Annotated in this window: 15 protein-coding genes and 1 riboswitch; of the genes, 10 read left to right on the top strand and 5 right to left on the bottom strand. The window is 68.8% G+C overall.

Features of this window, described 5'->3' with window-relative positions; all coding sequences use genetic code 11:
• Together VFF46_RS40375 and VFF46_RS40380 are read left to right on the top strand one after the other, a co-directional pair.
• Positions 1 to 643: TetR/AcrR family transcriptional regulator (locus VFF46_RS40375; RefSeq protein WP_325042569.1), on the top strand; the 643-nt coding region annotated here is incomplete at its 5' end.
• An 84-nt stretch (positions 644 to 727) separates the two neighbouring features.
• Complete coding sequence (locus VFF46_RS40380) at positions 728 to 913, top strand: YegP family protein (RefSeq protein WP_325042570.1); 186 nt, start codon at positions 728 to 730, stop codon at positions 911 to 913.
• Positions 914 to 967: 54 nt separating this feature from the next.
• On the opposite strand, the gene VFF46_RS40385 is transcribed toward VFF46_RS40380, so the two are convergent.
• Positions 968 to 1,330: a YciI family protein gene (locus VFF46_RS40385; protein ID WP_325042571.1), complete on the bottom strand. Its 363-nt coding sequence runs from the start codon at positions 1,328 to 1,330 to the stop codon at positions 968 to 970.
• A 96-nt stretch (positions 1,331 to 1,426) separates the two neighbouring features.
• On the opposite strand from VFF46_RS40385, the gene VFF46_RS40390 reads away from it, so the two are divergent.
• The 3 genes from VFF46_RS40390 to VFF46_RS40400 all read left to right on the top strand — a co-directional run bounded on the left by VFF46_RS40390 (position 1,427) and on the right by VFF46_RS40400 (position 4,139).
• Positions 1,427 to 2,389 (top strand): threo-3-hydroxy-L-aspartate ammonia-lyase, encoded by a 963-nt coding sequence (locus VFF46_RS40390; RefSeq protein ID WP_325042572.1) that lies wholly within the window; start codon positions 1,427 to 1,429, stop codon positions 2,387 to 2,389.
• 294 nt (positions 2,390 to 2,683) lie between these two features.
• A riboswitch (cyclic di-AMP (ydaO/yuaA leader) is annotated at positions 2,684 to 2,852 on the top strand.
• Positions 2,852 to 3,718, top strand: a complete 867-nt coding sequence (locus tag VFF46_RS40395) for a C40 family peptidase (protein WP_325042573.1) — start codon at positions 2,852 to 2,854, stop codon at positions 3,716 to 3,718. (Overlaps the previous riboswitch by 1 nt.)
• 184 nt (positions 3,719 to 3,902) lie before the next feature.
• Positions 3,903 to 4,139: a hypothetical protein gene (locus VFF46_RS40400; RefSeq protein ID WP_325042574.1), complete on the top strand. Its 237-nt coding sequence runs from the start codon at positions 3,903 to 3,905 to the stop codon at positions 4,137 to 4,139.
• Here VFF46_RS40400 and VFF46_RS40405 read toward each other — a convergent pair.
• Both VFF46_RS40405 and VFF46_RS40410 read right to left on the bottom strand, forming a co-directional pair.
• Positions 4,136 to 4,789 carry a response regulator transcription factor gene (locus VFF46_RS40405; RefSeq protein ID WP_325042575.1) on the bottom strand — a complete coding sequence of 218 codons (654 nt, stop codon included), beginning with the start codon at positions 4,787 to 4,789 and terminating at the stop codon, positions 4,136 to 4,138. The two genes, VFF46_RS40400 and VFF46_RS40405, sit on opposite strands and share 4 nt — an antisense overlap.
• Entirely contained in the window at positions 4,786 to 5,973 is a 1,188-nt protein-coding gene (locus VFF46_RS40410) for a sensor histidine kinase (protein ID WP_325042576.1), read from the bottom strand. Before VFF46_RS40410 ends, VFF46_RS40405 begins: the two co-directional genes overlap by 4 nt.
• A gap of 142 nt (positions 5,974 to 6,115) precedes the next feature.
• Between VFF46_RS40410 and VFF46_RS40415 the strand changes: the two genes are divergently transcribed.
• From VFF46_RS40415 to VFF46_RS40425, 3 genes are all read left to right on the top strand, one after another.
• Positions 6,116 to 7,000, top strand: coding sequence for an ABC transporter ATP-binding protein (locus VFF46_RS40415; RefSeq protein WP_325042577.1), 885 nt, complete (start codon positions 6,116 to 6,118; stop codon positions 6,998 to 7,000).
• A 26-nt stretch (positions 7,001 to 7,026) separates the two neighbouring features.
• Entirely contained in the window at positions 7,027 to 7,833 is an 807-nt protein-coding gene (locus tag VFF46_RS40420) for an ABC transporter permease (RefSeq protein ID WP_325042578.1), read from the top strand.
• A gap of 205 nt (positions 7,834 to 8,038) precedes the next feature.
• Positions 8,039 to 8,224: a DUF3073 domain-containing protein gene (locus tag VFF46_RS40425; protein ID WP_131293116.1), complete on the top strand. Its 186-nt coding sequence runs from the start codon at positions 8,039 to 8,041 to the stop codon at positions 8,222 to 8,224.
• Between the two features lie 239 nt (positions 8,225 to 8,463).
• Here the strand turns inward: VFF46_RS40425 and purM are convergent, their stop codons facing one another.
• Both purM and purF read right to left on the bottom strand, forming a co-directional pair.
• The gene (gene purM, locus VFF46_RS40430) at positions 8,464 to 9,537 is read right to left on the bottom strand and encodes a phosphoribosylformylglycinamidine cyclo-ligase (protein WP_325042579.1); all 1,074 of its coding nucleotides are present in this window, start codon (positions 9,535 to 9,537) and stop codon (positions 8,464 to 8,466) included.
• Between the two features lie 36 nt (positions 9,538 to 9,573).
• Complete coding sequence (gene purF, locus VFF46_RS40435) at positions 9,574 to 11,136, bottom strand: amidophosphoribosyltransferase (RefSeq protein WP_325042580.1); 1,563 nt, start codon at positions 11,134 to 11,136, stop codon at positions 9,574 to 9,576.
• Positions 11,137 to 11,398: 262 nt separating this feature from the next.
• Here purF and VFF46_RS40440 point away from each other — a divergent pair, with 262 nt between their 5' ends.
• Entirely contained in the window at positions 11,399 to 12,382 is a 984-nt protein-coding gene (locus VFF46_RS40440; RefSeq protein WP_325042581.1) for a helix-turn-helix transcriptional regulator, read from the top strand.
• 5 nt (positions 12,383 to 12,387) lie between these two features.
• On the top strand, positions 12,388 to 13,360 hold a 973-nt coding region (locus tag VFF46_RS40445), incomplete at its 3' end, for a helix-turn-helix transcriptional regulator (RefSeq protein ID WP_325042582.1).

Consider the following 13,360-nt stretch of genomic DNA (forward strand, 5'->3'; position numbering starts at 1 on the left):
CCGCCGGCTCGATCCGGTGCGGGTTGTGGACAGCGCACTGGCCATCGCCGACGACGAGGGGCCGGCCGCTGTCTCGTTCCGGAAGCTCGCCGCGCAGCACGACGTCACGCCGATGGCGCTGTACCGGCACTTCAAGGACAAAGACGACCTGCTGGCCGCCCTAGGCGATCGCCTGCTCGCGGACGTCGTACTGCCGTCGCCGACGGACGAGCCGTGGGACCGGCAGCTGCACGCGCTGCTGACCGCGTTCGTCGACGCGCTCCGCGCCCACCCGCGGCTGGCGGATCTCACCCTGGCCCGGATCCTGGTCGCCGAGCCCGGTCTCGCGCTGGCCGAGCGGGCGCTGGGCCTGCTGGTCGAGGGCGGCTTCTCGGTCGACGACGCGGCGGAGGTCGGCCGGCAGTCGATCTGCTCGCTGATCGCGCTGGTCACCACGGACCCGATCGCTCGCGAGGTGAGCGACCCGGAGGCGCGGGAGGCCTCGCTGCGCCGCAAGCGCGCGTCGCTGAGCGCGCTGTCGCCCACGCAGTACCCGCTGGTCACCTCCGCGGCGGGCACGCTGATCTGCTCGTCGTCCCAGGACCGGTACTACGCGGTCGGCGTCGACCTGGTGGTCGCCGGGATCCGCGGCGTCCGCGCCTGAGAACGGGTGTCTGAGCGCCACGAACCGTCCGGGGAGGACTACGCTCCGAAACTGAGCGATTCCACTCTCTATGGAGGTACACCGATGGCGGGGAAGTTCGAGCTGTACAAGGACAAGTCCGGGGAGTTCCGCTTCCGCTTGAAGGCTGGGAACGGCGAAGTGATCGCCACCAGCAGCGAGGGCTACAAGACCAAAGCCTCCGCGATGAACGGGATCGACTCGATCAAGCGGAACGCCGGCGAGGCGAACGTCGACGACCAGACTGACTGACACCTCAAGAAAACAAGGGGGTTCTCCAGTGGCCGGAGAACCCCCTGATCAGTTTCAGAGGCCGTCGGCGAACATGACCTCGCGGATCTCCACGCCCAGCCCTTCGATGCCGGCGTCCGGGATCATCGCGGCCAGCTCGTAGGCCCGCTCCCGGGACGCGACGTCGATCAGGTAGAAGCCGCCGAGGAACTCCTTCGACTCCACGAACGGCCCGTCGGTGACCGCCGGTACACCGTTGCGCACCTTCACCACCGCGGTCTCGGCCGGCGCCTTCAGCGCGACCGTGCTGTGGAACTCGCCGGACGCCTTGATGGTGTCCATGAACTTCTGGTGCCCGGCGCCGATCGCCTGCTGCTCCGCCTCGGGCAGCGCCTCGAGGATCTCGGCGTTGACGTTCATGATCAGTAGATACTTCACGGTGTCTCCTCAGGGACCCGGCCCCCGCCTGTCGGGCGCCTTCAACCATCAGTACGGAGCGGGACGCCGCTCCTTGACATGCCCTAGTTTTCTTTCATGACCGGGCTGAGTCTCACAGATGTCCAGGCCGCCGCCGACCGGCTCGCCGGGGTTGCGCACCGTACGCCGGTGCTCACCTCGCGGACGCTCGACGAACGGGTCGGGGCGCGGGTGTTCCTGAAGGCGGAGAACTTCCAGCGGATCGGCGCGTTCAAGTTCCGCGGCGCTTACAACGCGATCAGCCGGCTCGGACCGGAGCAGCTCGCGGCCGGCGTGGCGGCGTACTCGTCGGGGAACCATGCGCAGGCCGTCGCGCTGGCGGCCCGGCTGGCCGGCACCCGGGCGGTGATCCTGATGCCCGAGGACGCGCCGCCGACGAAGCTCGCGGCGACTCGGGGGTACGGCGCCGAGGTGGTGACGTACGACCGGTACACCCAGGACCGGTCCGCGCTGGCCCAGGAGCTGGCGGCGGAGCGCGGGCGGACCCTGATCCCGCCGTACGACCACTACGACGTGATGGCCGGTCAGGGCACGGTCGCGCTGGAGCTGATCGAGGAGGTCGGGCATCTCGGCGCGCTGCTGGTCCCGGTCGGTGGCGGCGGGCTGATGGCCGGCTGCGCGACGGCGGCCACGCTGCTGTCGCCGGGGATCCGGATGATCGGCGTCGAGCCGGCGGCGGGCGACGACCACGCCCGGTCGATGGCGGCCGGCGAGCGGGTGGAGATCGACGTACCGCGGACGATCGCGGACGGGCAGGCGATCTCGATGCCCGGCGAGCTGACCTTCGCGGTGAACCGGAAGCTGGTGGAGTCGTTCGAGCTGGTCAGCGACGCGGAGATCGTGGCCGCGATGGCGTTCGCGTTCGAGCGGCTGAAGCTCGTCCTGGAGCCGAGCGGCGCGAGCGCGCTGGCGGCGCTGCTGGCCGGACGGATCCACGGGCTGCCGGAGCGCGTCGGAGTGGTGCTGTCGGGCGGGAACGTGGGCCTGGAACGCTTCCGCGAGCTGCTCGAAACTAGCTGAACGCGCAAGAACTTTAGGATGCCCTGACCACCCTCTGTGCTCGTTGTCACAGAAAGCCACAGTTCACTGTGATCGAGATCACACCGAAGCCTTCAACGCCTGCCTGAACGCCGCTCAGACACGCTCACGACACCTGGTGTTCATCCACACTTGCTGACCCGTCAGAGGACTGCTCAGGCAGTTTTGGGAGCGACTTTGTGGATTCAAGGGTTTGCGCCGTGATCCTTCTGTTATACAGTCGTCGGCGGTTCGGTAACCAACACGAACCGCACACGAGTCAACGCCGAGCTCCGCCAGGCTCGTGTGCTCCCCTCGAATACCAATGGCGGAGGTGGGGGACCCAGGAAGTTGGGTCTCGACCGTGAGTGGTCGGAACCCTGGGGTGAAGTCCGCGGGAGCGGACCGGGCTATGAATCCCAGCCCGAACCCGACAGCTAACTTCACAGGCGTCGGGAGACAACCATGCCCGTCACTGCCCGACGGACGTCGCTGCTGCGCGCCGTCAAGTCCGCTGAGACCAGTACCGACCGGCCCACCGGCCGGACCCCGGCGAAGCACCGCAGGACCAGCAAGTCCGGTGCGCCCCGCGCCGCAGCCGCCGTCCTCACGGTCGGCCTCGCTGTCGGTGGTGGAGCCGCACTGAGCATCGGCACCACCCCGGCGACCGCGTCCGCGGCCGCCATGACCGCGGCTCAGCAGCGCGGTCACATGAGCATCCCGAGCCGGCCGCTGCTCCGGAAGGGTGACTCCGGCCCGACCGTGAAGTACGTCCAGAAGGCCCTGCACCTGGGACCGGACGGCTACTTCGGCAACAGCACCGTCGCGGTGCTGAAGAAGTTCCAGACGTCCTGGGGCTTGAAGGCCACCGGCTACACCGACAAGCACACCTGGGGCCGGCTGACCTGGGCCGCGAAGCACAAGGTGCTCTACGGCAACCGGGGTGCCACCTCGACCGGTGCGACCTCGACCGGTGTCGGCACGTTCCGGGCGAAGGTGCTCAAGGAAGCAGCCAAGCTCAAGGGCACGCCGTACCGCTACGGCGGCACGAGCACCAGCGGCTTCGACTGCTCCGGCTACACCGGCTACGTGTACAAGTACGCCGGGCACAAGCTGCCCCGCACGTCGCGTCAGCAGTACGCCGCGACCAAGCACATCAGCCGCAGCGCCGCCAAGCCGGGCGACCTGGTGTTCTTCAGCAACCCTGGCGGCGGCGTGTACCACGTCGGCATCTACGCGGGCGGGAACATGCTGTGGCAGGCCTCGAAGCCGGGACGTCCGGTGGCCAAGTCGAAGATCTGGAGCAGCAGCGTCAGCTTCGGGCGCGTCTGAGTCCTGACCGGCGGCGCCCTTCCCCCTAGTGGGCGCCGCCGGTCGTCAGCGTTCCCTCCCCCCAGGCACGCTGACTTCCGAAACCGGCCCGGGCCGTCGCCCCACCCCTCCGACGGACCGGGCCGGTTTCCTGTTGTTCACCCCCGCCTCCTACGCTGACCGCTCTTCGACGGCGGAGGCCTGGGTGAAACGACTGGTCGCAGTGCTCTGGATCATCGCGGTCGGCATGACGACCTACACGTCCACACGCGCGATCGCGGAGCAGTCGCGGGCCGCCGGCCGGTCCCAGTTCCACGTCCTTGTCAGCGCCGGCGACAAGCTCCTCACCTGGCACGGCGCCCCGAGCTGGTACTACCCGGCGTACTGGACCCTGGTGATCGTCACGGTCGTCCTCACCGTCCTGTCGTGGAGGCGGACCTAGTCGAGGAGTCCGGCCTCGTAGGCGAGGATCGCCACCTGCACGCGGTTGGTCGCGTCCAGCTTCACCAGTGCCCGGGAGACATGGGCCTTCACGGTGGCCTCGCTCATGAACAGCTTCCGGCCGATGTCGGCGTTCTGCAGGCCGCGGCCGACCTCGACCAGCACCTCCCGCTCGCGCTCGGTGAGCCTGCTGATCCGCTCCTGCGCCGCCCGTTTCCGGTCGGCGCGCGGGTCGCCCGCGAAGTGCCCGATCAGCCGCCGGGTCACCGCCGGCGACAGCATCGCGTCCCCGGCCGCCACCACCTTGATCGCCTGCACCAGCTCGCGCGGCGGGGTGTCCTTCAGCAGGAACCCGCTCGCCCCGGCCTGCAGCGCCCGGAACACGTAGTCGTCCAGGTCGAACGTCGTCAGTACGACGATCTTGGGCGGGTCCGGCAGCGCCTGCACCTCTCGGGTCGCGGCCAGTCCGTCCAGCCGCGGCATCCGGATGTCCATCAGTACGACGTCCGGCTGGTGCTGCTTCACCATCTCGGCGGCGTCCGCGCCGTCCTCGGCCTCGGCGACCACCTCGAGGTCCTCGTCGGACTCGAGGATCATCTTCAGCCCGGCCCGCACCAGCGCCTCGTCGTCCACGATCAGCAGCCGCGTCATCGTTCTCCCTCGTCCACGAGCACCGGCTCGCTGTCCTGCCGATGGTCGTCCCACGGTATCCAGGCTTCGACCCGCCAGCCGCCATCCGTCGTCGGCCCTGTGGACAACCGTCCGCCGGCCAGCTCGACCCGCTCGCGCAGACCGACCAGCCCGGCGCCGGCTCCAGGCAGCAGCGAACCGGCAGCCACCGGCCGTACGTTCGTCACCCGGACCGTCACACCGGTCCCCCGGGCGCCCTGCACCTGGACGTCGGTGGCGGCGCCGCGGGCGTGCTTGTGCACGTTGGTCAGCGACTCCTGCACGACCCGGTAGACCGTCCGGCCGATCGCCACCGGTACGTCGTCCGGCAGCGACCCGTCGTACCCCACGGTCACGCCCGCGTCCCGGGACGCCGTGATCAGCCGCTCCAGGTCGGACGCCATCGGGACCGGGGCCAGGTCGGCACCCGCCACGCTGACGTCGGTCCGCAGTACGCCGAGCACCTCGCGGAGGTCCTCCATCGCCTGCCGCGCGGTCTCCCGGATCAGCCGGGCGGAACCCTCGACCTTGTCCGCGCCGACCGCGGGGTTCACCTCGAGGCCGCCGGCGTGCAGCGCGATCAGCGAGACCTTGTGCGCGAGCACGTCGTGCATCTCCTGGGCGATCCGGGCCCGCTCGCCCAGCCGGGCCTGCTCGCTGCGCAGCTCCCGCTCCGCCTCGGCCCGCTCGGCGCGGTCCCGCAGCGACGCCATCAGGTCGCGGCGGGCACCGACGTACGCCCCGATCGCTATCCAGGTGCCGACCAGGAACGGCCCGGTGAACATGGACACCCAGATCTGGTTCTGGTTGCCCCAGCTGTTCAATACATAGGCGGCGTACGCCGCGACGCCGAGGATCGCCAGTGCGTAGTCGCGGCGGCGGATCGACAGCGTCAGCAGCGCCAGGCCCATCGGGACGAAGATCGCCGCGGTCAGCATCGCGAGCACGGTGATCGCGGTGACCGTGACCGGGAAGCGGCGGCGCCAGAACAGCGCGAGCGAGGCGACGATGCCGGCGGCCAGCACGTACCAGTGGTTCGGCCAGCTTCCCGGACCGGAGGCGGCCTGCAGGACGATGGTCAGCAGGCTGAAGCCGACGTACAGGATGTCGCGCAGGCGCGGGGCATGCCTGACCCACCAGGCATACCACCGGCGCAACCGTCGCATTCCGTCACTGTAGTTCGGCCGGCGACGGGATCTCCTCCCCCTTCCGGTTACGTTCCGGGCCCGGACGGACGACTTTCGTAGGGGGTCGGAACAACCGGTCGTCCGATGTGCGGAGGGCGTCGCGGACGGTTGACTCGATGCCATGATCACCGTCGAGAACCTGACCAAGCGCTACGGCAGCACCACGGCTGTCCAGGACGTCTCGTTCACCGTCCAGCCGGGCAGCATCACCGGCTTCCTCGGGCCGAACGGGGCCGGCAAGTCCACCACGCTGCGGATGCTGACCGGGCTGACGCCGCCGACCTCCGGTACCGCCACCATCACCGGCAAGCGGTACGTCGAGCTGCCGAACCCGGGCCGCGTCGTCGGGGTGATGCTGGATGCCGCCGCGCAGCACCCGGGCCGCACCGGCCGCGAGACGCTGCTGCTGAACGCCAGCCTGCTCGGGGTGCCGAAGGCCCGCGTCGACGAGCTGCTCGAGGCGGTCGGCCTCAGCCACGCCGCGAAGCGCCGCGTCGGGCAGTACTCGCTGGGCATGCGGCAGCGGCTCGGGATCGCGAGCGCGCTGCTCGGCGACCCCGCCGTACTGATCCTCGACGAGCCCGCGAACGGGATGGACCCGGAGGGCATCCGCTGGATGCGCGGGCTGCTGCAGGACTTCGCCGCTCGCGGCGGCACCGTGATCCTGTCCAGCCACCTGCTCGGTGAGGTCCAGGCCACCGTCGACCGGCTGGTCGTGATCGGCGGCGGCCGGATCGTCGCCAACGGCTCGCTGGACGAGCTCCTGGCCGGCTCCGGGACGCTGGTCCGCGGTCTCGACCCGGCCGGGCTGCGCGCGGCACTGACCGCCGCCGGACTGCAGGTCGACGCCGCCACCGAGGGCGCGCTGCGCGTCGACGCCACCGCCGAGCAGGTCGGGCGTGCCGCCGCAACTGCCGGTCAGATCCTTCTCGAACTCCGCCAGAGCGACGGCGCCGGCCTGGAGGACCTGTTCTTCCAGCTCACCGCCACGCCTGCCGCCGCCTGATCACACACTTCTTCCTGGAGACCCTGATGACCACCGTGACCGACGTCGCGCCCGCGACGACCGCCAAGCACCGCAGCGAGGTGGCGACCAGCCTCCCGCCCGCCCGCGGCCAGTCGTTCCTGAAGCTCGTCACGATCGAGCTCCGCAAGTCCGTCAACACCCGCAGCGGCCGGGTACTGATCGCCGCGATCCTGCTGATCGCGCTCGCCGCGCTCGCCTGGCAGCTGACCCACATGCCGTCCGGGCCGGTCGGCTTCGACTTCTTCCTGGGCGCCGCGATCACCGGCGTGATGCTGCTGCTGCCGGTCATCGGCGTGATGACGATGACCTCGGAGTGGACGCAGCGGACCGCGCTGACCACGTTCACGCTGTCGCCGCGCCGGGTGCGCGTGCAGCTGGCGAAGTTCGTGTCGGCGATCGTCCTGAGCGCGGTCGTGCTGACCGGGGTCGTCGTACTGGCCCTCGCCACCACCGCCGTCGCGGGCGCCGCCACCGATCACACCGCGTCGTACGCCGGGCTCGGCGGACTGCTCGCCGGGGCGTACCTGACGGTCGCGCTGAACGTCGTGATGGGTGCCGCGTTCGGTGCCGTGGTCCCGCAGACCGCGGTCGCGATCCTGATGTACTTCATCGCGCCGACCGCCTGGTCGCTGGCCGGGCCGGCGCTGTTCAAGGACAACGCGAAGTGGCTCGACGTGTTCGGCGCGCTGGGCCGGATCGCGAACCGGGACCTGCACGGAATGGCCGCCGAGACGCTCACCGCGGTAGGGGTCTGGATCGTCCTGCCGACCATCGTCGGACTGTGGGCAAGCTCACGTCGCGAGGTCAAGTAGCGGGTACCGGACGCGGCGAGGTGGGCCGGTTCGAGGGGCCCGGCCCACCTCGCCGATGCTGTGATCGGACCTCTGCAGGGCTCGGCGAGGGGGCGGTGCGTGTGTCGGTCCGCCGCTCCGGGTATCCTTGAACCACGATTACTGACGACTGATCCGTGGGCGCCACGCAGCGTACCCGGTTGACTTGTGCGAGGGGGTCGACGCTATGGGGCGCGGCCGTGCAAAGGCCAAGCAGACGAAGGTCGCACGCGACCTGAAGTACCGCACCTGGGACACCGACTTGGACCAGCTCAAGCGAGAGCTGTCCGGTGACCAGGGGGGCGACCGTTCTGCGAATGGTGACAACGACGGCGACGGAGACGACGCCGACGACTACCACCCCCGTCGGTAAGCATTAGCCCGGCTGAGCTGCTCAGGCGCCCTTTGCGGGGTGGCTGAGCAGTTCACCGTGCGCCCGACGTGTTCCACACACCAGCACCACCTGTGGCGGACCACCGACTTCGGGCAGCCCGAGGCGTCGGACTGCCCGAACGGACCCGCCCGCAGGTGGCGCGGTGCATCATCCGCCCTCGGCGCTTGCTCTCCTGGGCGCCTGGTCGGCGCCCAGGTCTGTGGCCTCGGCGTACGCGGCTACTTGGCGTAGGTGCCCTCGAGAGTGACGGTGCCGCCTGCGGTCGCGGTGACCTCGCCGCACACCCAGGCGGGGATGTCGCGGGCCGCCAGCGCCCGGATCGCGGCGTCGGCCGAGGACGGGTCCAGGACGGCGACCATGCCGGCGCCCATGTTCAGCGTCTTCTCGAGCTCCGGCAGCGGTACGTCGCCGAGCAGTCCGACGAGCCCGAAGATCGGCTCCGGCATCCACGTCGAGCGGTCGATCCGGACCGACAGCTCGTCCGGGATGACCCGCGCCAGGTTCGCCGCGAAGCCGCCGCCGGTGATGTGCGACATCGCGTGCAGCGGCTTGCCGTCGCCGACGTTCAGCTCCTGGACCAGCTCCAGGCAGTGCTTCGCGTACACCCGGGTCGGCGTCAGCAGCACCTCGCCCAGCGTCGTCCCCAGCTCCGGCACGGTCCGGTCCAGCGTCCACTTCGCGCGGTCGAAGAACACATGCCGCACCAGGCTGTACCCGTTCGAGTGCAGACCCGACGACGCCATCGCCAGTACGACGTCCCCCGCGCGCACCCGCTCCGCGCCGAGCACCTCGTCGGCCTCGACCACACCGGTCGCCGCGCCCGCGACGTCGTACTCGTCCGCCTCCAGCAGGCCCGGGTGCTCCGCGGTCTCCCCGCCGACCAGCGCCGTACCGGCCTCGACACACGCCTCCGCGATGCCCTTCACGATCTGCGCGATCGTCTCCGGGACCACCTTGCCGGTGCAGATGTAGTCGGTCATGAACAGCGGCTCCGCGCCGCACACGACCAGGTCGTCGACGACCATCCCGACCAGGTCGAACCCGATCGTGTCGTGCTTGTCCAGCTTCTGCGCGATCGCGACCTTGGTCCCGATCCCGTCCGTCGACGTCGCCAGCAGCGGCCGCCGGTACGACGTCAGCGCGGTCGCGTCGAACAGCCCGGCGAACCCGCCGAGCCCGCCGACCACCTCCGGGCGGGTCGCCTTCGCCACCCACTCCTTCATCAGCTCGACGGCCCGGTCACCGGCCTCGATGTCGACCCCGGCGGCGGCGTAGCTCGCCCCTTCGCTCACTGTTCTTCTCTTCCTGTCGGGGCTCTCGGGCCTGTACTACGGGCGGCTCAGGGCGTCGGCGGCACCCGCGCCGCCCGCCACCGTCGCGAGTCCGTCCGCGTCGGTCCGCACCGGGTCCTCCAGCAGGTGCTTGCCGAGCTGCTCGGGATCCGGCAGCGCGACCGGGTACACGCCGTCGAAACAGGCGCGGCAGAGCCGGTCCATCGGCACCGTGGTCGCCTCGACCAGACCGTCCAGGCTGATGTACCCGAGCGAGTCGGCGCCGAGCGAGCGGCAGATCTCCTCGGTGTTCAGCCCGTTCGCGATCAGCTCGGCGCGGCTGGCGAAGTCGATGCCGTAGAAGCACGGCCACTTCACCGGCGGCGCGGTGATCCGGACGTGGATCTCCTTCGCGCCGGCCTCGCGCAGCATCCGGATCACGGCGCGCTGGGTGTTACCGCGGACGATCGTGTCGTCGACGACGACCAGGCGCTTGCCCTCGATCACCTCGCGGAGCGGGTTCAGCTTCAGCCGGATGCCGAGCTGACGGATCGTCTGGCTCGGCTGGATGAACGTGCGGCCGACGTACGCGTTCTTCACCAGGCCGGAGCCGTACGGGATCCCGGACTCCTCGGCGTACCCGATCGCGCCCGGCGTACCGGACTCCGGGGTCGCGATCACCAGGTCCGCCTCGGCCGGGTGCTCCTGGGCCAGCTTGCGGCCGATCTCGACCCGGGTCGAGTAGATCCGCTGCCCGGAGATCTGGGTGTCCGGGCGGGCCAGGTACACGAACTCGAACAGGCAGCCCTTCGGGTCCGGCTCGGCGAACTTCGTCGACCGCAGTCCCTCGGCGTCCACCGCGACGATCTCGCCCGGCTCGACCTCGCGGATGAAGCTCGCACCGCAGATGTCGAGCGCCGCGGTCTCACTCGCGATCACCCAGCCGCGCTCCAGCCGGCCCAGCACCAGCGGGCGGATGCCCTGCGGGTCACGGGCGGCGTACAGCGTGTTCTCGTCCATGAAGATCAGGCTGTAGGCGCCCTTGACCTTCGGGAGGATCCGGGCCGCCGCCTCCTCGATCGTCAGGTCCGGGTAGCCGGCCAGCATCGAGGTCAGGATGTCGGTGTCGGACGAGGCGCCGTGCTTGGCGTTCGCCTTCGCGTGGTCCACCTCGGCGTCCAGGCCGAGATCCAGCTCGCCCTCGCCGGCCAGACTCGCGGCGAGCTCGCTGGTGTTGGTCAGGTTCCCGTTGTGACCGAGCGCGATCGAACCGGTCGCCGTACTGCGGAACGTCGGCTGCGCGTTCGCCCAGACGCTGGACCCGGTCGTCGAGTACCGGCAGTGACCGATCGCGATATGCCCCTTGAGCGACGCCAACGTCGCCTCGTCGAAGGCCTGACTGACCAGCCCCATGTCCTTGTAAACGAGAATCTGGCTCCCGTTACTGACCGCGATCCCCGCCGACTCCTGCCCCCGATGCTGCAAGGCATAGAGCCCGAAGTACGTCAGTTTGGCAACCTCTTCACCCGGCGCCCAGACCCCAAAGACGCCACAAGCGTCCTGCGGACCCAGATCCTGCGGGTCGAGTTCATGAGTAAGCCGACCATCGCCACGAGCCACAAGAGCAGTCTACGGGACGGCAGGAGGGGGCAACGACCAACGTCTACCAGCAGACGTGGCCCATGCAGTCGGGGTCGCTGCCGGCCGACGCGAACGACTCCGTGGGCGTACCCGCAAACAGAATCACCGTGAGGCCGACTACTGCCAGCACCTTCTTGATCACGTATCGTCCCTTCAGAATAATCCGAAACCACCATGGGTGCTCAATGTCGACGCACTCTGTATATGGTCAGTTCCGACATAGTTCTGGAGGAGAAGGACAGTGCTCGAGCCGCTGGGGGTGGACGAAGCCACTTTCGCGGTCTATCACGCCCTTCTCAGCCACCCAGACAGTACGCCCGAGCAGATAGCAGCGCTAGTAGATCGCTCGACGGGCGAGGTCCAGCAACTGATGGACAAGCTCCGGCGCCTGGAACTGCTCGTCCCGACCTGGACCAACCCGGACGGAGAACACGCGGTTCATCCCCGCGTCGGGCTTACCGGCCTCGCCGAACGACGGCGAACCGAATTGAACAAGGCGCTCGGTGAGCTGAGAGAAGCCGAGGCATCTGCGGAGGTCATCGCCGAGCAGTACAACGAACTGCTGACATCGCGGAGCAGTGGAGATGTCGAGATCCTCAAGGGCCGTGCGAACGCGTCACGTCGGATCGAAGAGCTCGCGCTGAAGACCAAGGACACGTCCTGGGGCCTGGTTCCGGCGCACTTCGACGAGTCGGTTCCGAAGACTTTGCGATCACCAGACGTGGAGCTACTCGACCGCGGCATTCGGATGCGCACGGTCTACCTGCAGAGCATGACCGCGTCGAAGCAGGCGATGGAGTACGCCGAAACCATGCACCGGCTCGGCGGAGAGATCCGGGTAACGCCGACGTTACCGATGCGTCTGATCCTCTTCGACCAGGAGATCGCGATCATGCCGATGGACCCCGACAATCCGACCGCCGGCGCGGTGATCCATCGCACCCCGGCCGTCGTCTCGGTAGCCATCGCCCTGTTCGACGCCTACTGGTCACGAGCGTCTGAGATGTTCGACCCCGACGACCGCGATGACGAGACGCCGCTCACTCCCCACGAGTCCGAAGTACTGCGCCTCCTCGCCGGGGGCGCCAAGGACGAGCAGGTGGCTCGCCTCCTCGGTATCTCCCTCCGCACCGCGCGCCGCATCACCGCCAACCTCTCCGAACGCCTCGACGCCGCCAGCCGCTTCGAACTCGGCGTAGCCGCCGCCAAGCGCGGCTGGGTCTGACACCGTTGTTCGACTCCTCGGGCCTGACGGAGGACCTGCTCGCGCTCTACCGGACCTTGCTGCAGCGCCCAGACCTAGGGCGCGCAACACGGCTGGACGAGCTAGCAGCAGAGTTGGGTCGCACCGAGGCCGAAACGTCCCGGGATCTGCAGCAGCTCCGCGACCTCGGCTTCGTGGTCGACAGTTGGGTCGAGGGCGTCGAGTATCCGCTCGATCCCGTGCACGCTTTCGGTCGCCTCGCTGCAAGTCGGCAGCAGGAGATCGACACGTTGACCGAAAATCTCCGCTCTGATCAACTCGCTGCGGACCGATTCACCGCCGACCTCGCAAACTTCATTGTTCATCGAACATCGCCCGATGTAGAAGTGCTCGAAGGTCGCGAGCTCGCCAACCAAAGAATGCAACGATTCCATCCGAAGAAATCTGCCTGGACAATGAGCCGAACCCAGGCGGCCACTGGCATGAATTCTGAAACGTCTCCCGACAAACCTCATCTTGAGCGCGGCATAGAATTTCGTTACCTCATTACGGATGCCTATTGGAAACGCCCTGGATCGGCCGAGTTCCTACGGTTTCTCGTAGACAAGGGCGGATACGTACGGATAAGTCCGACCGTGCCGTTCAAGATGACCATCTTCGACGGTGAGACCGCTGTGCTAGCGATCGACCCTGCCAATGAGGCGGTTGGCGCGGTCATACATCACAGTCGCGCGGTGGTGAACATGGCTGAGGAACTCTATCTCAACCTGTGGGACCGGGGATATGAGCCGTTTGCGAAGGAGCAGCGTGCCCGGGAGGGCGAGATCAGTGCTCAGGAGGCCGAGTTTCTTCGGCTTTTGGTGCATGGGGCTACTGATGAGCAGGTTGCTCGGAAGCTTGGGGTTTCGTTGCGGACTGTGCGGCGGATTGCGGCGAAACTCAGTGAGCAGGTGGGGGCTTCGGGGCGGTTTGAGCTTGGGGTTCGGGCGGCGCAGCGGG

Source organism: Kribbella sp. (assembly GCF_035655035.1).
In the GTDB taxonomy this organism is placed as follows: Bacteria; Actinomycetota; Actinomycetes; order Propionibacteriales; family Kribbellaceae; genus Kribbella.